This is a genomic window from Pseudomonas sp. C6002 (assembly GCF_013385805.1).
Classification (GTDB): domain Bacteria; phylum Pseudomonadota; class Gammaproteobacteria; order Pseudomonadales; family Pseudomonadaceae; genus Aquipseudomonas.
Window position 1 is genome coordinate 49451 of record NZ_JACAPH010000026.1, and the last position, 26289, is coordinate 75739.

The following is a 26289-nucleotide window of genomic DNA, read 5'->3' on the forward strand; positions in this document are numbered from 1 at the left end:
ACTGCCTTTATATGTAATATGCACATATATTTGAGCAAGGAAGATTCCGTGTCAACAGAAAGCGTGCAAAATACACCTATAGGTCTTCAGATTCGCGAGCTTCACGGGGCGCTGATTGAAATTGTCGGTGCCATGAACCGGCCGCAGCGCGACGAAGTGATGGTCCGGGAGGCGGGTATCGCCCTTGATCGGGCACTGTTTCCGCTGCTGGTGCTGGTGGAGCGGCTGGGGCCGATCGGCGTTGTGGAGCTGGCCGACCGCGTGGGACGCGACTACACCACGGTCAGCCGCCAGGTGGCGAAGCTGGAAAGCCTCGGTTTGGTCGACCGCCAGGAAAGTGCCAAGGACCGCCGGGTTCGCGAGTCGGTGATCACCCCGCAGGGCAAGGCAATGACGGATCGGGTGGATGAGGCACGTACGCGAATGGGGATGGCCATTTTCGCCACCTGGGAACAGCAGGACATCGACGACCTGGTGCGGCTGATGGGCAAGTTTGCCGCCGACCTCAACGACGATGCGCTGGTCACTCTGACGCTTGAGAATCGATAGAAAAGCCGGGCAAAAAAATACCCCTCAATGAGGGGTATTTTTAAACGACTCCCAGCGGTTACCGGCGGCGGAACAACGGCAACGGTTCATCCGTCGCGGCCTGGTACGTCACCGAGAAATCCTTGAGGCTTTCCAGCGCTTCGTACGGGTCTTTGTCCGCGCGCAAGGCGAAGGCATCGAACCCGCAGCGGCGCAGGTAGAACAACTGGTCGCGCAGCACATCGCCAATCGCCCGCAGCTCGCCCTTGTAACCATAACGGTCACGCAGCAGGCGGGCGTTGGAGTAGTTGCGACCGTCGGTGAAGGCCGGGAAGTTCAGGGCGATGACCTGGAAGTGCTCCACGTCATCACCGATCTCTTCGGCTTCTTCATCGGCGTCCAGCCATACACCCAGGCCGCCGTCGCGGGCCTTGAGGGCGTGAGCGTGCTCGCGCCACAGGGCCAGTGGCACGATCAGGTCGTCGCAGTTGGAGATGCCATCGAAGCTCGCGTCCTTGGGCAGCAGGTGCCAGGTTTCGTCGAGGACTTCGTTGTTCTTAATGATTCGCTGCATAGACGCGCTCCTTGAACAGGTCAATGCCGATGCGCTGGTAAGTGTCGATGAAACGCTCATCTTCGGTGCGCTGTTCAACGTACACGTCGATCAGCTTGCCGATCACGTCAGGCATGGCTTCCTGGGCGAAGGACGGGCCGAGGATCTTGCCCAGGCTCGCATCGCGGCTGGCGCTGCCACCCAGGGACACTTGGTAGAATTCTTCGCCTTTCTTGTCCACGCCCAGGATGCCGATGTGGCCGACGTGGTGGTGACCACAGGCGTTCATGCAACCGGAGATGTTCAGGTCCAGCTCGCCGATGTCGAACAGGTAGTCCAGGTCGTCGAAACGGCGCTGGATCGATTCGGCAATCGGGATCGACTTGGCGTTGGCCAGGGAGCAGAAGTCGCCGCCCGGGCAGCAGATGATGTCGGTCAGCAGGCCGATGTTCGGCGTGGCAAAACCCTGCTCGCGCAGCTCGCCCCACAGGGTGAACAGTTGAGACTGTTCAACATCGGCGAGGATGATGTTCTGCTCGTGGGAGGTGCGCAGTTGGCCGAAGCTGTAGCGCTCGGCCAGGTCGGCGACGCCGTCCAGTTGCTTGTCGGTGATGTCACCCGGTGCAACACCGGTAGGTTTCAGCGACAGGGTCACGGCCACATAGCCCGGCTTTTTGTGGGCCAGGGTGTTGCGGGTGCGCCAGCGGGCGAAACCCGGGTGCTGCGCATCGAGCTCGGCCAACGCGGCGTCCTGATTGCTCAGGGCCTTGTAGTCCGGGTCGACGAAGTGTTTGGCAACGCGGTGCACTTCGGCGTCGGTCAGGGTGGTCTGGCCGCCGCGCAGGTGTTCCATCTCGGCGTCGACTTTCTGGGCGAACACCTCGGGGGTCAGCGCTTTTACCAGGATCTTGATCCGGGCCTTGTACTTGTTGTCACGACGGCCGTAGCGGTTGTAGACCCGCAGGATCGCGTCGAGGTAGCTCAACAGGTCCTGCCACGGCAGGAATTCGTTGATGAAGGCACCCACTACCGGCGTACGACCGAGGCCACCGCCGACGAGCACACGGAAGCCCAACTCGCCCGCCGCGTTGTGCACCGGCTCCAGGCCGATATCGTGCACTTCGATGGCGGCGCGGTCCGAGGTCGAGCCATTGATGGCGATCTTGAACTTGCGCGGCAGGTAGGCGAATTCCGGGTGGAAGGTGGTCCATTGACGGACGATTTCACACCATGGGCGGGGGTCGATCAGCTCGTCAGCGGCAACGCCGGCGAACTGGTCGGTGGTCACGTTGCGCAGGCAGTTACCGCTGGTCTGAATGGCGTGCATCTGCACGGTGGCCAATTCAGCCAGGATGTCCGGCACGTCTTCCAGGGCCGGCCAGTTGAACTGAACGTTCTGGCGAGTACTGATGTGGGCATAGCCCTTGTCGAAGTCGCGGGCAATCTTGGCCATCATGCGCGTCTGACGGGAAGTCAGTTGGCCATAAGGCACGGCAACCCGCAGCATCGGCGCAAAGCGCTGAACATAAAGGCCATTTTGCAGGCGCAGAGGGCGGAACTCTTCTTCGCTCAGTTCACCTGCCAGATAGCGTCGGGTCTGATCACGGAACTGCTTGACGCGGTCCTCGATGATGCGCTGATCGTATTCGTCGTATACGTACATATAGGTCCTGTTCTCGGCAAATCTGCGCGCACGGCCGCGCACTCCCAACGGAGCCGGCGCACGATACCAGTTTGCGTTTATGCGCAAAAGTGATGTTTGAGTATATGCAAATAACCAAATGGCCTAATGAGAACGGTTATCGCGATACCCACATTTGTCATGCGGGCAATCATGAACTTTACTGTGCTCGTGTCTTTGTGCAATCACCTATAAAACCGACAAGAGGCGATGCTATGAGCAATCCGACCAAAGCGCGCAAAAGTGACAGCAGTGTCGATGCGTGGGCCATTCTGTTTTTGATTATCCTGGTGGTTTCCACTGCCGTGTTCTGGGTCAGCCATCAATAAAAGGGCGTTATCGAGCCTTGTTGTCGACAATCGGCAATTAGCCGAGATTGACCGGCCTGATGCCATTATCATGGGCCGTCATTCCGAAGGGCTCAGGCAACGATGTTGAAGGTTCTCTGCAAGTGCTTGCTGGTGCTGAGCATGCCGTTCTGGGCCATCGCCCAGGCGACGTCGGTGGTGTTTCTCAACCCTGGCAATTCGACCGAGACCTTCTGGGTCAGCTACGCGCAATTCATGCAGGCCGCCGCCAGGGACCTCGGCCTGGATTTGCGTGTGCGCTATTCCGAGCGCAACCCCGAGACCACGCTGGTGCAGGCCCGTGAAGCCCTGCAAGGCGCCGAGCGCCCGGACTACCTGGTGCTGGTCAACGAGCAGTACATTGCCCCGCAGATCTTGCGCCTGGCCCAGGGCAGCGGGGTCAAGCTGCTGATCGTCAACAACGCGCTGACCGCGGACCAGACTCAACTGCTGGACGCCGGCAAATACCCTGACTGGATCGGCAGCATGGTCGCCGACGACGAACAGGCGGGCTACTTGATGCTCACCCAGTTGTTGCGCCTGCATGGGCCTGTCGCCCCCGGCCAGACCCTCGACCTGATCGCGTTCTCCGGGGCCAAGACCACTCCCGCCGCGCAACTGCGCGAGCGAGGCTTGCAGCGCGCCCTGGCGGATCATCCGCAGGTGCGCCTGCGCCAGTTGGTGTATGGCGAGTGGAGTCGCCAGCGCGCTTTCGACCAGGCCACGCAGTTATTCAAACGCTACCCGCAGACCGCGCTGGTGTGGGCGGCCAACGATGAAATGGCGCTGGGGGCAATGGATGCACTCAAAGGCAGCGGGCGCACGCCGGGCACGGACGTGTTGTTCAGCGCGGTCAACAGTTCGCCCGAAGCGTTGCAGGCGCGCCTTGAGGGGCGCCTGAGTGTGCTGATGGCCGGGCATTTCACCCTTGGCGGCTGGGCGATGGTGGTGCTGCATGACGATGCCCGCGGCCTGGGCATGGCGCAGTACGGTGGGCGTGAGCGCAAGCTTGGGCTCTTTCGATTGATTGATCCGCCACAAGCTACGCGCCTTTTAGAGATGCAGGGGCGCGAGGACTACGGCGTCGACTTTCGAGCACTGTCAGCCCAGGGCAAGCCAGCCACCTATCGCTACCCGTTCAGCCTGCAACTGCTGATGCATTGACCGGCTTCAAACACCGGCCAGGTGCAGCACCAGCTTGACGATGGCAAACAGGGTCAAGGCAAACACGGCGGTAAACACAATACCCAGGATGACAAAGTGGCTGGGCTTGCCATGGGTAAAGTCGCGGGCGCGATTCTTCCCGCTCTGCACCCCGAAGGCGGCTGCCATCACGCTGTGAAGCATCTGCCAGAAAGTCGGTGGCTTGTTGTTGGAATCGTCCATAAAGGCCTCGCGGTAGGGATCAAACCCATGGATGAGGATAGCCAAGTTCCCGCAAAACACCGGCTGTAGCTATCTACCGCCCTGGCGGTTGGCCCGTTCGCTGTACTGGGACTCCTTAACAGAGTCATCAGGAACGAGCGCATGCCAACCTTACCCGCCCCGACAGAGCAGGGGCTACACACCGCATTGATCAAGAACAGCTTGCCCGGCTGGATTGCCCGCAGCGCGGCTGCGGACATCCGACGCTTGAAGCCGGGCCTGCTGCCCGGGCGCGTCCCCGAGGATGCACCACCTGCCTGGCTCAGTAACGCGCCCCAGGGGTTGCGCCAGGCATTCGCCGACAGCCAGTTGGCCAGTCGCCGCGCCCACGAGCGGCTGGCCAAGACTCTCGACGGCCTCAAGGGCATCACCGAGTTCGCCCAGCCGCTGCTGGAAGACGCCTGGCGCAAACGGTTCGGTGAGGTACCGGACGTCCACAAGCACCAGTTGCACTACCTGCGTTACCGTCAGGTGCCGCAACAGCATTCGCTGTTGCAGGCAGCATTGCTCAACTTTGAAGGCAATGAAGACTTTGCCGATATCGCCCTTGAGCAAACCAGCGCGCTGGCCCCCGAAGGGGCGTTGTTCACCGAGTACTACGGCGAAATTCTGAACGACCATTCACGCCGGGCCCGCTATCGCTACCGCGAAAAGCTCGCCGTCACCCCGGACCAGTTTGCCGCGTTCTGCCGCACGCTGGACCTGGGCCAGCAATACCAGGCGCATTTGCAACAAGTGTTCGAGGAGGCGGGCACCAAGGCCGTGGTGCGCGAGCAGATGATCGACGCGCACAAGAAACTGCTGGCCGTCAGGCTGCACACGGCGCGGATGAAGAACGAAATCAGCGACAGTGCCTATGCCATGCTCAACGCCTTACTGGCCGGTACCGAACGGCCGCAGTTGGATGGCAAGCCCGTTGCCTGCAGCCAATTGGCGATTCTCGGCTGCAAGTTGGGTGAAGTCGTACTGATCGGGCCGGGCGTCGGCGCGATCGCAGATGCCCGGCAGCCGTTGGGCTGGGGCACTGTGCTGGTGCCCGGCGCCTCGCTAGGGGAGTTGCTGGTGCCGGCCGCGGCCGACCAGCGGCTGGTGGCGTGGATCCCCGGTGCGCCGTTGTGCCCGCTCAAGGAATACCCGTCGATAAAGGCGTTCGAGGCGGAACTGGCGATCAACCTGCGCTCCCCGGAGTATCAGCGGCTGTTTGCCAGCCTGGTGCCGCAAGACGAAGCCCCGGCTTTCCTGCAACGACTGAAGACCAAGCTCTTTACCTTCGAGTGGAACTCCAGAGGCTACATGGAGCAGGTCTACGACCCGAACGTCAACCTGGCGCGCCGCGAAAGCCTCATCAGTGGCGAGCTGTTCGGAGCGCTCTATGACAACCACCTGCAACGCCTGAAAGATAACGCCAGAACGCTCGCCGTACCCACCGCCGAGGCGGATCGCAAGGCTGCCCAGGAACGCCACGAACATTGGCTGAGTATTGGCTTGAATGTGCTGAACGTGGCGGCCTTTGTCGTGCCCGGCCTGGGGGAGGTGATGCTGGCGGTCACGGCTGTGCAACTGGGCCTGGAGGTCTACCATGGCATCGAGGCGTGGAAGGAAGGCGACATGGATGCCGCCTGGGGACATCTGGAGTCGGTGGCGCTGAACGTGGCCTTCATGGCCGCCCTCGGCGGTTCGACGGCCCTGGCCGGTCGCGCGCCGAAAATCCAGGTGTCCCGCTGGGTGGATGGCCTGGTACCGGTCAAACTGCCCAGTGGTGAGGCTCGGCTGTGGAAACCGGACCTGGCGCCGTACCGCAGCGAGGTGGTGCTGGCCCCGGCTGTCAAGCCCAATGCCCGGGGCCAGTACGAGACAGGCGGCAAGATTTATGTGCGTATCGGCGAAAACCTGCATGAAAAGGTCTTCGACAGCCGAATCCGCAAGTGGCGGATCAAACACCCGGATAATCCCGAGGCTTACCAACCGATCCTTGAACACAACAACGCCGGTGCCTGGCGGCATGTGCATGAGCAGCCCTTCAAATGGGACCGCCTGACCCTGTTGCGACGACTGGGGCCTGCCACTGAAGAATTCTCTGATACGACACTGGGCATTATTGGGGATATCAGTGGGGTCCAGGATGACGTGTTGCGCAAGGCGTATATCGAAGGCAGGCCGCTGCCCGCCGTGCTGGCCGATACCCTGGAGCAGTTCCGCAGCCAGCCAGTGGCGGATACGGCGCCGCTGGCTGGCGAAGAGGCGGTGCTGCAACGGCGCTTCCCTGGATTGTCGAGGCGAGCCATCCAGGAAATTCTTGATACCGCCAGCGAACCGGAGCGCTTGCAACTGCGCAGTCAGCGTGGAGCCTCGGCGCGCCTGGACAATGCCGCTCGCCGCGCAGTCCAACAAGGCCGCCTGAGCCGTGCCCTGGCGGGGCTGCATCGTCAGGCCGACGCCGGTGCCGACACTGACCGCCTGGCCCTGCATTGCCTGCAACACTTGCCGGGCTGGCCCACCAATCTGCGCCTGGAAGTGCGCTTTCAGGCTGTCGAAGGACCGTTACTGAACAGCATTGGCCCGCAAGATGCGCCGCTGCGCAGATACCTGGTCAAGCAGGGCGAAGCCTTCCAGGCCTACGACGAGCGCGGTGTCGCGCTGAACAGCCGGACCACCGGGCGGCGTAATTTCTTCCAGTCCGTCGTGCATGCGATCCCCGCTGCGGCCCGACCTGGCCTGGACATGCCCGTGGCGACCCTGGACCGGGAACTGCAACAGGCGGTGGCCAGTTATGCCATCCGCCGCCGTAGCCAAATGTCCAATGTGCTCGGCCTGCGCGCACCGCGTTCGCGACCCGTGTTGACGGGGGCGGGGGGCGTCCTGGGTTACCCGTTGAGCGGTCGGGGCAAAGGCTTTGACGTGGATGCATCGCTGACGGCGAGGGTGCAGGCGCTCTATCCGAACCTCAACGCCGGGCAGGCCAGCGATTTTGTCCTGAGCCGATTGCAGGCCGGTGAAAGCGCCCAACAGATCTTCACCCTGCTGGGAAACCGCCAGCGTGAGTTCGACCTGTTGCAGGCAGAGCTTGATCAGTGGACCGCCGCTGCAGCCGGGCAGGCGGGCGGGGCCAGCCAGCAACAACGGGTAGCGGCTGACATCATCGGTTGCTGGCGCCAGGGCATTTACCGCGAGCGGCCGCCCCAGAGCATTCTGTCGTTGGGCAGCGTGACGGACCTTCCGCGCCTGAGTGCAGACTTTTCCCATGTGCAGGCGCTGAGCGCACATGCCGAGCTTTTGTTGGGTGATCAGGGCGTGCGCCTGGCCGATCAGTTTTCCCGGGTGCGACACCTTGAGGTGTTTTTTGACGCAACGCCGGGCACCGGACTGGTCGACGGGCTGAACCGCTTCGTCGATCTCAACCAACTGACGTTGAATGGTCGGGACGTGGCCTATTCGGTCCCCTTCATTCAACGCCTGGGGGCAATGGAGCGCTTGCGCAACCTGTCCGTCGCGGGGCTTTCGCAAAACCTGGACGTCAGCCCCCTCACGCACCTGCGCTCGTTGCGCATGGAGGGCTCGGTGCAGGAGTGGCCACAGGGGGTGACGTCACTTGAGCACCTTGAGAGGCTCGACCTGTGGCGAACAAACATCCGTTCGGTACCCCCGTCGATGCTCATCGGGCATGAACGATTGTGGCGCGGCCTGAACCTGCGGTGGGCCGCGTTTGACCGCCGGGAATTCATGGCGGTGTATGAACATGTGCGGGGCAATCCGGCTCACCTGCTCAATGAGCAAGCCCTGGTGCAGGGTTACTGTGAAGGCGTGATGGACCGCTTGAAAAATGTGCACTGGGGGTTTGGCATAGACGTTGTCTCTCAGTTCCGGCAGCAGGGTCTGACCACTGAACAGATACTGGCTCGCACTCACCAGGTACTCGACGAACAGCTCGCCCTGAGCCGGGACCTGCAGGAGTGGGCGGCCAGGGAGTTGCGGGTTGACCGCCGGCAGGTGGATGTCTTTTACCGCCAGCGCGCCGCCGAGCGGCTCCTGGACAGTTGGCGTGAAGGCCTGGGGCCGCGGCTTGCGCCGTCGGGCATGTCGGCGCGCTCCAACCTGCCGACCGCCACACTGAACCTGTCGGGGGGCGTGCTGGGCGACTTGCCCGGGTTGCCGGCGGCCGCGTTCGCCCATGTCAAACAGGTCAACCTGAGCGGCACCCGGGTTTCGATTGAGGCGCTGAATGACTTTCTCGGCGCATTCAACGCCATTGAAGACTTGAACCTCAGTGCCAGCAACCTGGCACAGCTGCCGTCGGCCCTGGACAACTTCACCGCCCTGCGCCAGTTGGATCTTTCCCACAACCAACTGAGCATCATCCCGTCCATCCAGCAACGCTTGAGCCGCCTGACGGCTCTTGAAACCCTGGACTTGCAATACAACCGTGTCGCGAGCCTGGATCTGCGTGGCCTCAACGCCTTGCGCCACTTGAACCTCAGCCGCACTGGAATCACCGAATGGCCTGAGGGTGTCCTGGACTTGCCAGTCCTGGAGAGCCTGGACCTGAGCCACAGCGCTATCACCCGGGTGCCCGCCCAGGCGCTCACCGGCCACGACACGCTGATGCTCAAGAGCAACCTGCGGGGTTGCCGACTGACTGCCCGGGCCTGCGCCGATATCCTGGCCTTTGCACAACGCACCCTGCGGGAAAATCCATTGGGCCTTGATGTGGAATTACTGCCGTTGGTGGGGCCGGAAATCTACCTGCACAAGCCGTTGGGCATTCCCCAGGAACAGCTGCGCATCGGTCGGACCGGTGGCGATCCGGAATATTTCCCGGTCAGGGTCACGGACGACCCCGGCCAGTTGCTGTTGCCCCTGCACGTCGAGAGCGTCGGCGCGCAAGCACGCCTCACTCCGGCGGCGCGCCTGCAACAACTGGATCCTGCATTGAGCAGTGCCGAGGCGGTGGCGCGCATCGATGAATGGCTGGACGCCGGCCTGGGCGCCACCGGCGTCGACACACGCCTGGTGCAGTTGCGCGCCGAGCATCAACGCTTGAGCCGGGTGTTGAACAGTTGGATCGACATCGAAGGTTATCGCGAGGGGGGCGGCTGGGTCAGTGCCCTCGACCGTCGTCGTGCCGCCGGCCGGCTCCTTGAAAGCTGGCGCCACAACCTGCGTGCCCGGCCCGAGGTGCCGCCGGTGGACGGGCGCGAGGTACTGGACCTGTCCGGGTTGTATCTGGGCGACCTGCCGACGTTGCCGGCTTCAATGAGCCACGTCAGCGTGCTCGACCTCACCGAGGTGAAGCTGACGGAGCAGGGGTCCAATGGGTTCCTGGGCAGTTTCCCCCACCTGCGCCGGCTTGTGCTCAACAAGAATGGCCTGGCGCACCTGCCCGAGGTGATCAACCAATACACGGCGCTGACTCATCTCGAAGCCACCTACAATGATTTGCGCGACGCTGTGGAGCTACAGGCACTGCTCGGCCCATTAAGTGCGCTGGAATGGCTCGACCTTGGCGAAAACACCCTGGCCAGCCTGGATGTCAGCGGCCTGCGCGGGCTGACAAACCTGGACCTGCACAACAACGTCCTGGAGGAATGGCCGGCCGGGGCATTGGAACTGCCGCGACTGCGCACCCTCGACCTCAGCAATAACCAGATCGAGACCATCCCGGACGATGCCCTGTTGCCTCGCCACAACCTCCTGATGAGCAACACCAACCTGACGGACAACGGGCTGGAAGAACGCGTGTTCGAGCGCCTGAGCGACTTCTTCGAGGAAACGGGGTTCGGCCTGGGCTATACCCGGGAGCAAATTGATCGCGAGCTCGATGGCTTCCTCCTCAGTACCAGTCACGAGGAAGCGGATCTGAGCGGTGAGCTGCATCCGGAGCTGCTGACGCCCGCAGCACAGAAGGCCCAGTGGTTTGCTGGCGTGGCGGCCGACTCCAGCAAACACGCAGTCTGGGAGTCGCTCAAGAGCGCTGACGACAGTGAGGATTTCTTCTACATCATTTCCCAGCTGAAAAACGCCCAGGACTTCATCACCGACCGCCCTGAGTTGACGCGCCGGGTATGGGAGGTGCTGGAGGCCGCCGAGCAACGTCCGGCGTTGCGCGAGCAACTGTTCGGCAAGGCTCGCGGCATGCGGATCAACGCGACCTGCGGTGACGGTTGGATCCTGCTGTTCAGCGACCTTGAAGTCAGTGTCTATGAGTTCAAGGCCCTGGAAACCGTGGAACCCGGAAAAGAAGGCGCGGCGCTGTTCAAGCTGGCCAGAAGCATGATCCGCCTGGAACAGACTGAAGCCACCGCCAGCCGCGTGGTCAGCCTAAAGCCCAGTGTTGACCCGGCGGAAATTCGCCTGGCCTACCGCATCGGCCTGGCCCAACGCCTGGAGTTGCCGCGCCAGCCGTCCGGCATGCTGTACCGCAACCTTTCCCAAGTGAAACAGGCCGATATCGACCAGGCCTACGCCAGCATCATCGGCCGGGAGGCGACCGAGGCGTTCACGGCCGATCTGGTCACGCGCCAGTACTGGGTCGACTACGTGCAGAAGCAATACGCCGCCGACTTTACGACGCTGGCCCAGACCCAGGCCCGCGAGGCTGAAGCCCTGGAGGATCGCTATCCGGCGTTTGGCGCGCAGTACGAGGCAGAAGCCGTGGTATTGGCCAAGCAAAGGACTGAGCAACGCCAGGCCCTGCTGATTCGCCTGTCCGGGCGGGAGAGAGCAGCACTGAGGCTATAACAGCCTGTGCCCCGGCGGCAGGTCCGGAAACGGGCCTGCCGCGCCTCAGTGGTCGTAACCCAGGTTCGGCGCCAAGGTGCACAAAAACAATTATCTACCTGCGAAGGCGCTCGCCTGTTCGCTGTACTGGGCCTCCCTAAAGCGTTCTCAGGAAGCCGCACATGTCTACTCCACCTAACGCCCTCGCGGACGAAAGCTTGCACACCGCCCTGATCAAGGCACGTCTGCCCACGTGGGTTGCCCATATGGCCCCCGTCGATGTGCGCCGGCTCAAACATGGACTGTTGCCCGGCAGGGAGCGGCCTGCCACCAAGGTTCCGCTCTCGCCCGCATTGAACAAGGCACTCGATGACAGTCGCAAGGCCAGCCGTCAGTCCCGCGAAGCCTTGGCCAAGGGCCTTGGCGCGCTGCAAGGCATTGTCGAATTCGCCCAGCCCAAGCTGGAAGCGGCGTTGCGCGAGGCGATGGGCGAGGCCCCGGACGTCAACAAAAACCAGCTGCATTACCTGCGGTATCGCCAGGCCCCGCAGCAGCATTCGTTGTTGCAGGCGGCGTTGCTGAACTTCGAGGGTGATGAAGACTTCACCGATATCGCCCTCGAACAGACCAGCGCCCTGGCGCCGGAAGGTGCGCTGCTGACCGAGTACTACGGCGAGGCGCGGGCGGATGGCTCGCGTGCGGCGCGTTATCGCTACAGCGAAACCCTGTCGATGACTCCACAAACCTTTTCCACCCTGTGCCGCACCCTGGACCTGGGGCAGCAATACCAGGCCCACCTGGCGCAGGTGTTCGATGCCGCTGCCACTCGGGCCGTGGTGCGGGAGCAGATGATTCGCGCGCAAAAAGACCTGCTGACGGTACGCCTGTATACCGCATGGGCGCAGGGCGACATCGGTCCGGCGGTGTTTCTCATGTTGCGTGAAGTGCTGGCAGGTACTTCGCGGCCGCTGCTGGAGGGTGAGGCCGTCCGTTTCGGTCAACTGTCGATCCTGGGCTGCGAGCTGGGGGAGGTGCTGCTGATCGGGCCGGGTGTCGCACCGACCCGGTCCGTGATCCCGCCCTTGTTTCCTGGGGCAGGTGTGAGCGGGCTGCTTCCCGTGGCGCCTGATACGCGGGTGGTGGCCTGGATTCCGGGCGCGCCGCAGTGCCCGCTCAAGGAATACCCGTCTATGCAGGCGTTCGACAAGGAACTGGCGGTGAACCTGCGCTCACCTGCCTATCAGCAGTTGTTTGCCAGCCTGGTACCTCAGCAACAGGCGCCGCAGTTCCTTGAGCGCCTCAAGGAAAAACTCTACACCTTCACCTGGAACCCGCGAGGCTACAAGGAGCAGGTCTACGACGAGCAAATCAACTTGAACCGACGAGAACGGTTGATCGAGGGGGAGTTGTTCGGCGCGCTCTACGAGCGGCATGTACAGCGCCTCAAGGACAATGCCAGAACCCTGGCGGTGCCCACTGCGGAGGCTGATCGAAAAGCCGCACAGGCACGCCATGCTCACTGGTTGAGCATGGGTTTGAACACATTGAATGTGGCCGCATTCATGGTGCCCGGCCTGGGGGAGCTGTTGTTGGCGGTCACGGCGATTCAGTTGGGCCTGGAGGTCTATCACGGCATCGAATCCTGGCAGGAGGGCGATATGGATGCGGCATGGGAGCACCTGGAGTCGGTGGCGCTGAATCTCGGGTTCATGGCCACCCTGGGCGGGGCGGCAGCCCTCGCTGGCCGGGCGCCCGCTATCCAGGTGTCGAAATGGGTCGATGGGCTGGTGCCGGTGAAGTTGCCGAACGGCGAAAGGCGCCTGTGGAAACCCGACCTTGCGGCCTACCGCAGTCATACCGTTCTGGATGCATCACTCAAGCCCAATGCCCAGGGTCAGTACGCGCAGGACGGCAAAATGTATGTGCGCCTGGGTGAAAGCCTTTATGAAAAGGCTTTTGATGCGCGGACTCGAAAATGGCGGATCCAGCATCCGAACAATCCCGCCGCGTACCAGCCGATCCTTGAACACAACCAGGCGGGTGCCTGGCGCCATACCCATGAACGCCCACTGGAATGGGACCGCCTGACCTTGCTGAGGCGCCTGGGTCATGAAACCCAGGGAATCAGCGATGCAACGTTGAGCGCCCTTGGCGACATCAGCGGCATCAGTGATGACCTGTTGCGCAAGGTCCACATAGATGGTTTGCCGATGCCTGCCGTGCTGGCCGATACGTTGCAGTTGTTTCGCGGCGCGCCGCCACAGGCTGTACTCCTGTCCCCCGAGGGCGCAGTGTTGCAGCGCCGCTTTGCTTCTTTGTCCCGAGGCGCGATCAACGAAATTATCAGTACGGCCAGCGATAAGGAACGCCTGCAGATACTCGGCCGAACCGGTGTTGCGCCGCGCCTGGATAACCTGGCGCGGCGTGCGGTACAGCAACGTCGCCTGAGCAGTGCGTTGGCCGGCTTGTACCTGCCGGCGCTCGCCAGCCTGGACAGTGACCGGCTGGCGTTGCATTGCTTGCAGCAACTGCCGGGCTGGTCTCCCACGCTGCGCCTGGAACTGCGCGCCGACAACCCCAGTGGGCGCTTGCTGGCTGAAGTCGGGCCTGAAGACGCGGCAGTGCGCCGTTACCTGGTCAAAAAAGGCGAGACATTCCTGGCTTACGACCTGCAGGGGGCTCCTCTTAACAGTCCGGTCCCCGGCAGTCGTAATTTCTACCCATCAATCGTCCATGCCTTGCCCGTGACCCTGCGCCAGTCACTGGGTTTGCCGCTGGCCAGCGCGGACGTCGATTTGCAGCAAACCCTGGCACGGTATGCCACGGCACACCGCCTCGAAATGGCCGCGGTGCTGAAGATACGCGCGCCCATGGCTCGCCCGGCGTTGCGTCTGGCGAGCGGGTTATTAGGTTATGCCCTGAGCGGCCGGGGTGCGGCCCAGGCACCCAATGCCGCCCTGGCGGCCAGGGTTCGCGATGTTTACCCCAACCTCAGCGATGAGGCGGCCCAGCTGTTTGTGCAAAGTCTGTTGCAGGCCGGCCAGCGCCCCCCACAGATCTATGAGTTGATTGGCAACCGCGAGCGCGAACTGACCCGGTTACGCATGACCCTGGATCAGTGGGTGACGCAAAACAGTGCTCAGGCGGGGGCACAACATACGGCCGACACCCTGATCAATTGCTGGCGCGAAGGCGCGTACCGGGGCTTGAAACCCCATGCCTATCTGTCACTGGGCAAGGCCGGTAACTTGCCGGCGCTGGATGCTGATTTTTCCCATGTGCGAGGGTTGGGTGTAAGCGGTGAAACCTTGGCGGACACGCAGGGCGTCAGGCTTGCGCAGCAGTTCCCCAACGCCGAAGTCCTGAATGTGTTCACCGAGCCCGCCCATGTCGAAGCGATTGCCACGGGCCTTGGGCTGTTTCCCAAGCTTGAAGAGTTGTCGATCGACGGCTGGGGCCTGACCTACTCGCCGGTCTTTTTGCAACGCCTTAACACGTTAAGCCAGTTGCGCCGGTTGGCCCTGACGGGCGCGCTGGAGGCATTGGATGTCAGCGGCTTGAAACAGCTGCTTGCCTTGCGGGTGGCGGGCGCCCTGAAAGAGTGGCCGGTAGGTGTTCTGACGTTGGACAAACTGGAGACGCTCGACCTGTTGGCGACCGGGATAAATACCATGCCGGCGGCAATGCTTGAGGGCCACGAGCGCCTGTGGCGTGGCCTTACCCTCAACTGGGCAGCGTTTGAGCGACGTGCGTTCATGCCGGTGTATCAGCACGTGAAAGGCCACCCGGGGCATTTGGTGGATGAAGTGCTGATGGTGGACGCTTATTGTGAAGGCGCGTTGCGACGCCTGAAAGACAGCGACCCGGCGTTTGCGCCCAGTGCCTTGGCGTACCTGCGGCGCCATCGGTTGACCAGTGACGCCAAGTTGACCCGTGTGCACGCCTTGCTGGATGAACATGCAACCTTGCAGCAGGCGCTGGAAGAGTGGCAGGGCAGGGAAGTGGAGGTCGACCGGCGACCGGTGGACCCGCTCAATCGTCAACGTGCGGCAGACAAGCTCATGGCTTACTGGCGCGATGGCCTCGACCGACGTTTTGCCTCCCCCCGTGAGGTGGCCGGGCCTTCTTCGCCAGCCGCCTCCGAGGGGGTCATGCTGGACCTGTCGGGTACGGTACTGGGGGATTTGCCGCTGATGCCGGCCGCAGCTTTTGCCCACGTGCAGCGCTTGAACCTCGCAGGCACCCGGGTTTCAGTGGCGGCATTGAACGATTTCCTCCCCCAGTTCACCCAAATCCACGGCCTGGACCTGAGCCGCAGCAACCTGATGGACCTGCCGGCGTCCCTGACGCAGTTGAGGTCTCTCAAACAGCTGGACCTGGCGCACAACCAGTTGACGATCACTGAGGCGATACAGCAGCGCCTCAGCGCCCTGGTCACGCTTCGAGGGTTGAACCTGGATTACAACCGTGTGGGTACCCTGGATGTCAGCGGGCTCAACCAGCTGCGCAGCCTGAACCTGAGCCACACCGCGACCACCGCCTGGCCGACAGGTTGGCTGGCATTGCCCGAACTGCGTCAAGTGGATCTGAGCTACAGCGCTATTACCACGATCCCCCAGGCTGCACTGACCGGCCATGACCTGCTGATGCTCAGCAGCAACGTGCGTGGCTGTCGCCTGACCTTGCCGGCTTGTGCCGACATACAGCGTTTTGCCCTGCGTACCTACCAGGACAATCCGTTGAACGTCGCACCGGCCATGCTGCCGGTTTTTGGCCCGAGCTTTTACCTGGATAAACCCTTGGGCATTCCCCGCGAAGGGCTGGCGGAGGGCAGAACGGGGGGCGATCCGGAATACTTTCCCCTGGAGGTCACGGACAGTCCCGATCTGCTCCTCGCGCTGGAGGTAGAGGTGCCCAACAGTGAAGTTCGGCAGACACCTGCGCAGCGTCTGCAACAAATAGACCCGGCGTTGTCCACGCGCGATGCGGTACGGCGCATTGACGAACTGCTTGCCAGTGGCCTGGGCGCACTGGAGGTCGAGGCATGCCTGGTTCGGTGGCGCACGGGCTACCGGGGTATGGTGCGGGTGTTGAACGACTGGATCGATATTCGCGGTTATCGCCAGGGGGGCGGCTGGGTCAGCGCGGTGGACCGTCGTCGCGCGGCCGACAGGCTTATCGACAGTTGGCGCCATACCTTGCGGGCGCACCCCGAGGTTGCGCCGGGCGATGGGTGCGAGGTCCTTCAATTGAACGACCTGTATCTGGGTGACCTGCCGGCGTTACCCGAGCCGTTGGCCCATGTGAGGGTGTTGAACCTCAACGCAGTCAAGCTTACTGAGCAGGGCTCCAATGCGTTCCTGCGGGCGTTTCCCAAGCTGCGTACCCTGACTCTCAACAATAATGGCCTGATGAGCCTGCCCGACGCCGTCGGCGAATGCTCGACACTCACCGAGCTGCACCTGAGCCATAACGAACTGCGCTATCGCAGCGAGCTGCAGGGCCAGCTCAATCGGCTGACCGCGCTGGAGCGTCTGGACTTGACTGAGAACCTCCTGGACTCTCTGGACATCAGCAGCCTGCCTCAATTGCAGTCATTGGAACTGCGCGGCAATAACCTTCTGGCATGGCCGCAGGGTGTCCTCCAGGCTCCACAGTTGCGCCACCTGGACCTGCGCAGTAACCGTATCGAAACCATCCCTGAAGACGCGTTGTTGCCCCGGCACAGCGCCTTGATGTGGGGCACTGACCTGTCCGATAACCTCCTGGTTGAGGAATATCTGGCACGCCTGCGCGCCTACGAGCAGCAGACCGACTGTGGTCTGGGGTTTTCGGCCGAGGAATTGGAAGACGCACTGGAGAGTTACCACAGTACCGATAGCAGCTCCGGGTCGGATATCCACCCTGAACTCTTGACCCCGGAACAACAGAAGGCCCAATGGTTCTCGGGTATTGCCGCCGATTCGGCCCGCCACCGGGTATGGAGCGTGCTCAAGCAGGCCGAAAACAGCGAATACTTTTTCTACATCATTTCCCAGTTGAAGAACGCCCAGGATTTCCTGCACGACCGCGCCGACCTGACTCGCCGGGTGTGGGCGGTACTTGAGGCGGCGGAGCAATACCCGCACTTGCGCGAACAACTGTTTGGCCAGGCACAGGCGATGCAGGTGAGGGCGACCTGCGGCGATGGCTGGATTCTCCTGTTCAGTGATCTTGAAGTCAGCGTGTATGAGTTCAAGGCCCTGCGGGTCAGGACGCCCGAGCAGGAAGGCACCACGCTGTTCAACCTGGCCCGGCGCATGATCCGTCTCGATGAAGCGGAGCGCATTGCGGGTGAAGCGATCAACCGCAGCCCCAGCATCGACCCGGCGGAAATTCGCCTGGCCTACCGCATCGGCCTGGCCGAGCGCCTGGATCTGCCTCACCAACCGTCCACCATGCTGTACCGCAACCTGTCCCGGGTCACCCAGGCCAATATCGATCAGGCGTATACCGCCATTATGGCCAGAGAGAGCACCCCGGTGTTTATGCAAGAGCTGGTCAAACGCCCGTACTGGGTCAGCTACTTGCAGAAGCTGTACCCGGAAGAGTTTTCTGTGTTGGCGCAGGCGCATCAGGTCAAGGTCGATGCCCTGGAGGAGCTTCACCCGGACCTCAGTGCCCAGTACCTGAGCGAAGTTGCAGCCTTGGATACCGAGAACCTCGCCGAGCAACAGGCACTGGCGCTCAGGCTTTCGGGGCGGGCGAGGAGGGATCTGGGGATCTGACCCGGGCGCCCAGCCGGCTGGGCGCTCGGGTCAGCGCGCCACGACTTAGTTGTCGTAACCCAGGTTCGGCGCCAGCCAGCGTTCGGTCACGCTCAGGTCCTGCTCCTTGCGGGCGGTGTAGCTGGCGACCTGGTCCTTGTCGATCTTGCCCACCGCAAAGTACTGCGCCTGCGGGTGAGCGAAGTACCAGCCGCTGACGGCCGCTGCCGGGAACATCGCGTAGTGCTCGGTCAGGAACACGCCGCTGCGACCCGCGTGCATCTCGCGGGCTTCAGGGTCCAGCAGTTGGAACAACTGGGCTTTCTCGGTGTGATCCGGGCACGCCGGGTAACCCGGGGCAGGGCGGATGCCGCTGTACAGCTCCTTGATCAGCGCGTCGTTATCCAGCACTTCGTCCTTGGCGTAGCCCCAGTGTTCCTTACGTACTTGCTGGTGCAGCCATTCGGCGCAGGCTTCGGCCAGGCGGTCGGCCAGGGCCTTGACCATGATCGAGTTGTAGTCGTCGCCGGCGTCCTGGTAAGCCTTCGCCACTTCTTCAGCGCCGATGCCGGCGGTGGTAATGAAGCCACCGATGTAGTCAGTCACGCCGCTGTCCTTGGGCGCGACGAAGTCGGCCAGGGAGAAGTTGGGCTTGCCGTCGGTCTTGATGATCTGCTGGCGCAGGTGGTGCAGCCTGGCAATCGGCTGGCCATCGTCGCCGTAGACTTCCAGGTCATCGTCCTGCACCTGGTTGGTCGGCCAGAAACCGAATACCGCGCGGGCGCTGATGAGTTTTTCGTCGATCAGCTTCTTGAGCATTTCCTGGGCGTCGGCGTACAGCGCCGTCGCCGCTTCACCCACCACTTCATCGGTGAGGATGCGCGGGAACTTGCCGGCCAGGTCCCAGGAGATGAAGAACGGTGTCCAGTCGATGTACTCGGCCAGGATGTTGAGGTCGATATTGTCCAGCACCTTGGCGCCGGTAAACGTCGGCTTGACCGGCGTGTAGCTGTTCCAGTCGAACTGCGGCTTCTTGGCGATGGCGGCCGGGTAGCTCAGGCGCTCGGTGCGCGCGCTGCGGTTGGAGGTGCGCTCGCGCACGTCGATGTATTCCAGGCGGGTTTTCTCGACGAATGCCGGCTTCAATTCCTTGGACAGCAATTGCGTCGCCACGCCCACGGCGCGGGAGGCGTCGGTGACGTAGATCACCGCGTCGTTGCTGTATTTGGGCTCGATCTTCACGGCCGTGTGGGCCTTGGAAGTGGTGGCGCCACCGATCATCAGCGGCAGGTGGAAATCCTGGCGCTGCATCTCGCGGGCGACGTGCACCATCTCGTCCAGGGACGGCGTGATCAGACCCGACAGGCCGATGATGTCGCACTTCTGTTCCTTGGCCACCTGCAAGATTTTCTCGGCCGGGACCATCACGCCCAGGTCGACGATGTCATAGCCGTTGCAACCCAGCACCACGCCGACAATGTTCTTGCCGATGTCGTGCACGTCGCCCTTCACCGTGGCCATCAGGATCTTGCCCTTGGCTTCCGGCTTGTCGCCTTTTTCCAGCTCGATGAACGGAATCAAGTGGGCCACGGCCTGCTTCATCACCCGGGCGGATTTCACCACCTGGGGCAGGAACATTTTGCCGGCGCCGAACAGGTCGCCGACGATGTTCATGCCGGACATCAGCGGGCCTTCGATCACTTCGATCGGGCGCGCGAACGACTGCCGGGATTCCTCGGTGTCTTCGACGATGTGGGTGGTGATGCCCTTGACCAGCGCGTGTTCCAGGCGCTTGTTGACTTCCCAGCCACGCCATTCTTCGGTCTCGGCTTCCTTGACGCTGCCGTCGCCCTTGTACTTGTCGGCAATGGCGAGGAGGGCGTCGGTGCCTTCCGGGGTGCGGTTGAGTACCACGTCTTCCACCGCGTCGCGCAGCTCGGCCGGGATCTGGTCGTAGATCTCCAGCTGGCCGGCGTTGACGATACCCATGGTCAGGCCGTTGCGGATCGCATACAGCAGGAACACCGAGTGGATCGCTTCACGCACCGGGTTGTTGCCACGGAACGAGAACGACACGTTGGACACGCCACCCGAGGTCAGCGCATACGGCAGCTCGTCGCGGATGTAGGCACAGGCGTTGATGAAATCGACGGCGTAGTTGTTGTGTTCCTCGATACCGGTGGCGACCGCGAAGATGTTCGGGTCGAAGATGATGTCTTCCGGCGGGAAGCCGACTTCATTCACCAGGATGTCGTAGGAGCGTTTGCAGATTTCTTTCTTGCGCGCTTCGGTGTCGGCCTGGCCGGCTTCGTCGAACGCCATCACCACTACCGCCGCGCCGTAGCGCTTGCACAGCCTGGCGTGGTGAATGAACTGTTCCACGCCTTCCTTCATGCTGATGGAGTTGACGATGCCCTTGCCCTGTATGCACTTCAGGCCGGCCTCGATCACTTCCCACTTGGAGGAGTCGATCATGATCGGCACGCGGGAGATGTCCGGCTCGCCGGCAATCAGGTTGAGGAAGGTCACCATGGCCTTCTTCGAATCCAGCATGCCTTCGTCCATGTTGATGTCGATCACCTGGGCGCCGGCTTCCACCTGCTGCAGGGCGACTTCCAGGGCTTCGGTGTAGTTGTCTTCACGGATCAAGCGGGCGAAGCGGGCGGAACCGGTGATGTTGGTGCGCTCGCCGACGTTGACGAACAACGAGTTGCGATCAATGGTGAACGGTTCCAGGCCCGACAGGCGGCAGGCCTTCGGAATGTCCGGGATCGGGCGCGGTGCGTAACCGGCCACGGCCTTGGCGATGGCTTCAATATGGCCCGGGGTGGTACCGCAGCAACCACCGACGATGTTCAGGAAGCCGCTCTGGGCGAATTCCTCGATGACCTTGGCGGTTTCCGACGGCAGTTCGTCGTACTCGCCGAATTCGTTGGGCAGGCCGGCGTTCGGGTGGGCGGAAACGTGGGTGTTGGCCTTGTTCGACAGCTCTTCCAGGTACGGACGCAGCTCGCTCGCCCCCAGTGCGCAGTTCAGGCCCACAGACAGCGGCTTGGCGTGGCTGACCGAGTTCCAGAAGGCTTCGGTGGTCTGGCCCGACAGGGTGCGGCCGGAGGCGTCGGTGATGGTGCCGGAGATCATGATCGGCAGTTCGACGTTCAATTCTTCGAACACGCCCTGTACGGCGAAGATCGCGGCCTTGGCGTTGAGGGTGTCGAAAATGGTTTCGATCAGGATCAGGTCGGCGCCGCCTTCGATCAGGCCTTTGGTGGCTTCGGTGTAGTTTTCCACCAGCTCATCGAAGGTCACGTTGCGGTAGCCGGGGTTGTTTACGTCGGGCGACAGCGAGCAGGTACGGCTGGTCGGACCGAGCACCCCGGCGACGAAGCGCGGCTTGGCCGGGTTTTCCAGGGTCTTGGCGTCGGCGATCTTGCGCGCCAGGCGCGCGCCTTCTACGTTTAGTTCGTAGGCGAGGTCTTCCATGCCGTAGTCGGCCATGGAAATGCGCGTGGCGTTGAAGGTGTTGGTTTCCAGGATGTCGGCGCCGGCATCCAGGTAGGCTTTCTCGATGCCGCCGATCACGTCCGGACGGGTGATCACCAGCAGGTCGTTATTGCCCTTGACGTCGCTCGGCCAGTCGGCGAAGCGTTTGCCACGGTAGTCCTGCTCTTCCAGTTTATAGCTCTGGATCATCGTGCCCATGCCGCCGTCGAGGATCAGGATGCGTTCCTTGAGGGCTTGGTGGAGGGCTTGCAGACGAGCGCTACGATCGGGCATGGGACTACTCTGGTCAGGTATTACGGAGGGCGAAGATCATAACAAACCTGTGCGCTTTTAGAGCATGTGCAGGCTTTGCATGAATATCGCTCATGTTGGCGGGGGCGTTACATCGGTAGAATCGACGGGTTTTTCACTGCACGCATTGAATCGGGACCGGAAACATGTCACTTCGCCTCATCGTCAGCGCCGCGTTTGCGCTGTTCGCCCTCACCGCACAGGCAGAAGGTCCCGCCACGGCGATCTCTTATACCCGTGACATCCAGCCGATCTTCACCGAGAAATGCGTAGCCTGCCACGCCTGCTACGACTCTGCCTGCCAGCTCAACCTGGGCAGTGCCGAAGGCGCCGCACGTGGCGCGACCAAGGTGCCGGTGTACGACGGCGAGCGCAGCCAGGCCAGCCAGCCCACCCGTTTGTTCTATGACGCCTTCGGCAAAGCCGCCTGGCAGCAAAAGGATTTCTACTCGGTACTCGACGCCCAGGGCAGCCAGGCCGCACTGATGGCGCGCATGCTGGAGCTGGGGCATAACGCGCCGCTCGCGCCCAACGCCAAGCTGCCCGACGACATCGTGCTGGGCCTGAGCCGCGAAAACACCTGCCCGATGCCGGGGGAGTTCAACGCCTACGCAGGTAACCACCCGAAGGAAGGCATGCCCCTGGCCGTCACCGGCCTGACCGACCAGCAGTACCAGACCCTGCAACGCTGGCTGGCCTCCGGCGCACCGATCGACGAACAAGGCCTGGCCCCGAGTGCCAAGGAAGCCTTGCAAGTGCAGCAATGGGAAAACCTGTTCAACCAGCCCGGGGCCCGGGAAAGCCTGGTGGCGCGCTGGTTGTTCGAGCACCTGTTCCTTGCTCACATCTACTTTGAAGGCGGCGAGCCGGGGCATTTCTTCCAGTGGGTACGCTCGCGCACCCCGAGCGGGCAGCCGATCGACCTGATCAACACCCGCCGCCCCAACGACGACCCGGGCACCCAGGTGTACTACCGCCTGTGGCCGGTGCAGGGGGTGATCGTGCACAAGACTCACATCACCTATCCGTTCAGCGCCGAGAAGATGGCCCGGATCAAGTCGCTGTTCTATACCGATGACTGGCAGGTGCAAGCCTTGCCGGGCTACGGGCCGGGCCGGCGTGCGAACCCGTTCGAGACCTTCGAGGCGATTCCGGCCAAGGCGCGCTACCAGTTCATGCTGGATAACGCCGAATACTTCGTGCGCACCTTTATTCGCGGGCCGGTATGCCGGGGCCAGATCGCGACAGACGTGATCCGCGACAACTTCTGGACCCTGTTCCAGGACCCCGACCACGACCTGTATATCACCGATGCCCGCTATCGCGGCCAGGCCACGCCGTTGCTGGCGATGCCGGGGCAGATTGACGATGTGGGCAGCGTGCTCAGCCTCTGGCTCAAATACCGCGACAAGCGCAACGAGTACGAGGCGTTGCGCCGGGACAGTTATGCCGACCTGCCGCCGCCGAGCTGGTCGAGCCTGTGGGCGGGCAACGACAACGCCTTGTTGAGCATCTTCCGTCACTTCGACAGCGCCTCGGTGACCAAGGGCTTGATTGGTGAAGTGCCGCAAACCCTGTGGCTGTTCGACTATCCGCTGCTGGAGCGCACCTACTACCAGTTGGCGGTGAATTTCGATGTGTTCGGCAACGTTTCCCATCAGGCCCAGACGCGCCTGTATTTCGACCTGATCCGCAACGGTGCCGAGCAGAACTTCCTGCGCCTGATGCCGGCGGACTCGCGGGATGACTTCCTTGACGATTGGTACCAGAACAGCGGCAAGGTCAAGCTGTGGCTGGACTATGAAGCCATCGACGATGACAAGCCCACGGGCCTCAAACTCGATGAAAAGGACCCCAAGCGCGACTTCGCCAACCAGTTGCTGGCCCGCTACGGCGACCTGAACGCCAGCCCGGACCCGATCAACCGTTGCGTCAGCGCCTATTGCTCGCGTCCGGGCATTGACCCTGCGTTGCAGGACGCCGAACAGGCCCTGAGCCGCCTGACCAACCGCCCGGCGGCGGGGCTCAAGGTGATCGACCTGTTGCCGGAAGCGACCATGCTGCGCATCGAAACCCGCAGCGGCAAACGTGAGATGTACAGCCTGTTGCGCAACCGCGCCCACAGCAACGTGGCCTTTATGCTCGGTGAGGCTTATCGCTATCAGCCGGGCCTGGACACCGTGACCATTTATCCCGGCGTGCTGAGCAGCTACCCGAACTTCATGTTCAACATTCCGGCGCAGCAAGTGCCGGAGTTTGTCGCGGCCATGGAGAATGCCAAGGACGCCAATCGCTTCGAGAAGATTGTCGACCGCTGGGGCATCCGCCGCAGTCACCCGCAGTTCTGGCAGTACTTCCACGACCTGTCGCAGTACATCCGCGAAACCACGCCGGTGGAAGAGGGCGTGCTGGACATGAACCGCTACGAGAATCTTTGATCGACCTTTGACCGTCGACGGCTGTCCCAAGCCATAGGCACCTGAATAACCGGTGTCGAGGGTTGGGAGAGTGGGTCGACGATGTTGATTTCAGTACAGGCACTGCGCGCCCTGGCGGCCTGGACCGTGGTGGGTCATCACTTCATGCAGATTTTCTTTGGCTTTAAGGCCGATTCGGCGCTGGGCCACCTGTTTGTCGACAAAGGTGCGGCGGGCGTGGATGTGTTTTTTGTGATCAGCGGCCTGGTGATCTTCCTCTCCACCGAGAACAAACAGCTGCCGCCCTGGCGATTCCTGCTGTATCGCCTGCTGCGAATCGTCCCGGCCTACTGGTTCTACACGCTGTTGATGGCACTGTTGGTGGTGTTTGCCCGGCCGGTGTTGCCGGACCAGAGCGTCGATGCGGCCCATGTGTTGATGTCCTTGCTGTTCATACCTTCCGAAAATCCCGGTGGTTATGGGGTGTACCCGACCTTGAATGTCGGCTGGACCCTGAACTACGAGATGCTTTTCTACGTGCTGTTTGCGTGGGCGTTGCTGTTTCGCCGGCAGTGGCGGGTGCTGGTGGTGGGCGCGTTGTTGTTCGCGGTGTGCCAGGCGTGGACTTCTTTCGGCTGGATCAGCGAATTCTATCGTTCGGACATTGTGTATGAGTTCCTGCTGGGGATAGGCATCGGCATGCTTTACCGCAAGGGCTGGATTCGCCCCGGGCTGTGGCTTCCATTGCTGGGGATTGCGGGGGCATTGCTGGCGATCTATCACTGGCCGGCATCGCCGCGGGCCCTGACCTGGGGCTTGCCGAGTGCGGTGCTGGTGGTGGCCTGTATCTCGATGGAACGCTATTTCGAGCGCAGCCGGCTGCTCAAGGTGATGGGGGATTGTTCCTACTCGGTCTATCTGATGCACGTGCTGGTGCTGTCGGCGGGTGATTTTGTCGCCCAGCGTTATGGGGTTAACGCCTACGTGATGCTCGGCGTGTGCGTGGTGCTGATCGCCCTTGGGTCGCTGGCCAGCTACCACTGGCTGGAAAAGGGCAGTTATCGTCGGCTCAAAGGCTGGTTCGATGGCGACGAACGGTTGGTGCTTTCCCGACAAAAATACTAGGACTTTGTACCTCGGTAATAATTTGGCGTAAACTGCCGGCAAGCCTGCGAGGAGTTTCCATGACCGCCATAACCATTACCGACGCCGCCCACGATTACCTGGCTGATCTGCTGTCGAAGCAGAACACCCCGGGCATTGGCATCCGCGTCTTTATCACCCAGCCCGGCACCCAGTACGCTGAGACGTGCATTGCCTACTGCAAGCCGGGAGAAGAAAAACCTGAAGATACGGCGTTGGGGCTGAAAAGCTTCACGGCGTATATCGATGCGTTCAGTGAAGCGTTCCTTGACGATGCGGTGGTTGATTACGCCACTGATCGCATGGGCGGCCAACTGACCATCAAGGCGCCGAACGCCAAGGTGCCGAATGTTAATGCGGATAGCCCGATTAACGAGCGCATCAACTATTACCTGCAGACCGAGATCAACCCTGGGTTGGCCAGCCACGGTGGTCAGGTGAGTCTGATTGACGTGGTTGATGATGGTATCGCTGTGTTGAAGTTTGGTGGCGGTTGCCAGGGCTGTGGCCAGGCGGACGTGACCTTGCGTGAGGGGATTGAGCGTACGCTGCTTGAGCGGGTTCCGGAGCTCAAGGGTGTGCGGGATGTGACTGACCATACGCAGAAAGAAAACGCCTACTACTAAGGGTGTTCGCTGCGGATGTGAAAAACGGCGCCCCGTGAGCGCCGTTTTTTTATGGTTTGGATTCAGTGGGTTGCGTTAGGGTTGTGAGGTTTTGGGTTAGGTATGTTGTGTACATATCCGTTGCTGCGGTAACGGCCGCTTATGGTTCCGCTCTTACAGCGGGTCACTTTTGGCAAACGCCCCAAAAGTAACCAAAAGGTCTTTGCCCCACCACTCGGTGCCTCGCTTAGGCTCGGCATGCCCGCACTCCGGCCCGGTTCCGCGGGCCGCCGCGACGGGCCATCCATGGCCCGGCGCGGCTAAATCGGCATCCT

General features: G+C 62.1%; 11 protein-coding genes. 7 read left to right on the forward strand and 4 right to left on the reverse strand.

From position 1 onward, the window contains the following. Positions 1–48 precede the first annotated feature (48 nt). Positions 49–549 (forward strand): MarR family winged helix-turn-helix transcriptional regulator, encoded by a 501-nt coding sequence (locus HX817_RS17205; protein ID WP_256579747.1) that lies wholly within the window; start codon positions 49–51, stop codon positions 547–549. 58 nt (positions 550–607) lie between these two features. On the opposite strand, the gene HX817_RS17210 is transcribed toward HX817_RS17205, so the two are convergent. Together HX817_RS17210 and HX817_RS17215 are read right to left on the reverse strand one after the other, a co-directional pair. Then, positions 608–1102, reverse strand: coding sequence for a DUF934 domain-containing protein (locus tag HX817_RS17210; RefSeq protein ID WP_003210798.1), 495 nt, complete (start codon positions 1100–1102; stop codon positions 608–610). Next, complete coding sequence (locus tag HX817_RS17215; protein WP_003210800.1) at positions 1086–2744, reverse strand: nitrite/sulfite reductase; 1659 nt, start codon at positions 2742–2744, stop codon at positions 1086–1088. Before HX817_RS17215 ends, HX817_RS17210 begins: the two co-directional genes overlap by 17 nt. 449 nt (positions 2745–3193) lie before the next feature. Here HX817_RS17215 and HX817_RS17220 point away from each other — a divergent pair, with 449 nt between their 5' ends. Continuing rightward, positions 3194–4273 (forward strand): ABC transporter substrate-binding protein, encoded by a 1080-nt coding sequence (locus tag HX817_RS17220; RefSeq protein ID WP_177040648.1) that lies wholly within the window; start codon positions 3194–3196, stop codon positions 4271–4273. A 6-nt stretch (positions 4274–4279) separates the two neighbouring features. On the opposite strand, the gene HX817_RS17225 is transcribed toward HX817_RS17220, so the two are convergent. Then, the gene (locus HX817_RS17225) at positions 4280–4495 is read right to left on the reverse strand and encodes a DUF2970 domain-containing protein (protein WP_177040650.1); all 216 of its coding nucleotides are present in this window, start codon (positions 4493–4495) and stop codon (positions 4280–4282) included. Between the two features lie 141 nt (positions 4496–4636). On the opposite strand from HX817_RS17225, the gene HX817_RS17230 reads away from it, so the two are divergent. Together HX817_RS17230 and HX817_RS17235 are read left to right on the forward strand one after the other, a co-directional pair. Then, entirely contained in the window at positions 4637–11269 is a 6633-nt protein-coding gene (locus tag HX817_RS17230; protein ID WP_256348770.1) for an NEL-type E3 ubiquitin ligase domain-containing protein, read from the forward strand. A 161-nt stretch (positions 11270–11430) separates the two neighbouring features. Beyond that, complete coding sequence (locus HX817_RS17235) at positions 11431–18015, forward strand: NEL-type E3 ubiquitin ligase domain-containing protein (RefSeq protein WP_177040652.1); 6585 nt, start codon at positions 11431–11433, stop codon at positions 18013–18015. 45 nt (positions 18016–18060) lie between these two features. On the opposite strand, the gene metH is transcribed toward HX817_RS17235, so the two are convergent. After that, on the reverse strand, positions 18061–21771 hold the full coding sequence (gene metH / locus HX817_RS17240; RefSeq protein ID WP_177040655.1) for a methionine synthase: 3711 nt from the start codon (positions 21769–21771) through the stop codon (positions 18061–18063). A gap of 164 nt (positions 21772–21935) precedes the next feature. Between metH and HX817_RS17245 the strand changes: the two genes are divergently transcribed. From HX817_RS17245 to nfuA, 3 genes are all read left to right on the forward strand, one after another. Further along, positions 21936–24227, forward strand: a complete 2292-nt coding sequence (locus HX817_RS17245; RefSeq protein WP_177040657.1) for a fatty acid cis/trans isomerase — start codon at positions 21936–21938, stop codon at positions 24225–24227. An 81-nt stretch (positions 24228–24308) separates the two neighbouring features. Further along, the gene (locus HX817_RS17250) at positions 24309–25331 is read left to right on the forward strand and encodes an acyltransferase (protein WP_177040659.1); all 1023 of its coding nucleotides are present in this window, start codon (positions 24309–24311) and stop codon (positions 25329–25331) included. 59 nt (positions 25332–25390) lie between these two features. Beyond that, positions 25391–25975, forward strand: coding sequence for a Fe-S biogenesis protein NfuA (nfuA, locus tag HX817_RS17255; RefSeq protein ID WP_003210817.1), 585 nt, complete (start codon positions 25391–25393; stop codon positions 25973–25975). The last annotated feature ends 314 nt before the right edge of the window (positions 25976–26289 follow it).

What these genes read in the sequence shown, in the direction of transcription:
- HX817_RS17210 (WP_003210798.1), bottom strand. Translation starts at nt 1,102, where the DNA reads ATGCAGCGAATCATTAAGAACAACGAAGTCCTCGACGAAACCTGGCAC.
- HX817_RS17215 (WP_003210800.1), bottom strand. Translation starts at nt 2,744, where the DNA reads ATGTACGTATACGACGAATACGATCAGCGCATCATCGAGGACCGCGTC.
- HX817_RS17220 (WP_177040648.1), top strand. Translation starts at nt 3,194, where the DNA reads ATGTTGAAGGTTCTCTGCAAGTGCTTGCTGGTGCTGAGCATGCCGTTC.
- HX817_RS17225 (WP_177040650.1), bottom strand. Translation starts at nt 4,495, where the DNA reads ATGGACGATTCCAACAACAAGCCACCGACTTTCTGGCAGATGCTTCAC.
- HX817_RS17230 (WP_256348770.1), top strand. Translation starts at nt 4,637, where the DNA reads ATGCCAACCTTACCCGCCCCGACAGAGCAGGGGCTACACACCGCATTG.
- HX817_RS17235 (WP_177040652.1), top strand. Translation starts at nt 11,431, where the DNA reads ATGTCTACTCCACCTAACGCCCTCGCGGACGAAAGCTTGCACACCGCC.
- metH (WP_177040655.1), bottom strand. Translation starts at nt 21,771, where the DNA reads ATGCCCGATCGTAGCGCTCGTCTGCAAGCCCTCCACCAAGCCCTCAAG.
- HX817_RS17245 (WP_177040657.1), top strand. Translation starts at nt 21,936, where the DNA reads ATGTCACTTCGCCTCATCGTCAGCGCCGCGTTTGCGCTGTTCGCCCTC.
- HX817_RS17250 (WP_177040659.1), top strand. Translation starts at nt 24,309, where the DNA reads ATGTTGATTTCAGTACAGGCACTGCGCGCCCTGGCGGCCTGGACCGTG.
- nfuA (WP_003210817.1), top strand. Translation starts at nt 25,391, where the DNA reads ATGACCGCCATAACCATTACCGACGCCGCCCACGATTACCTGGCTGAT.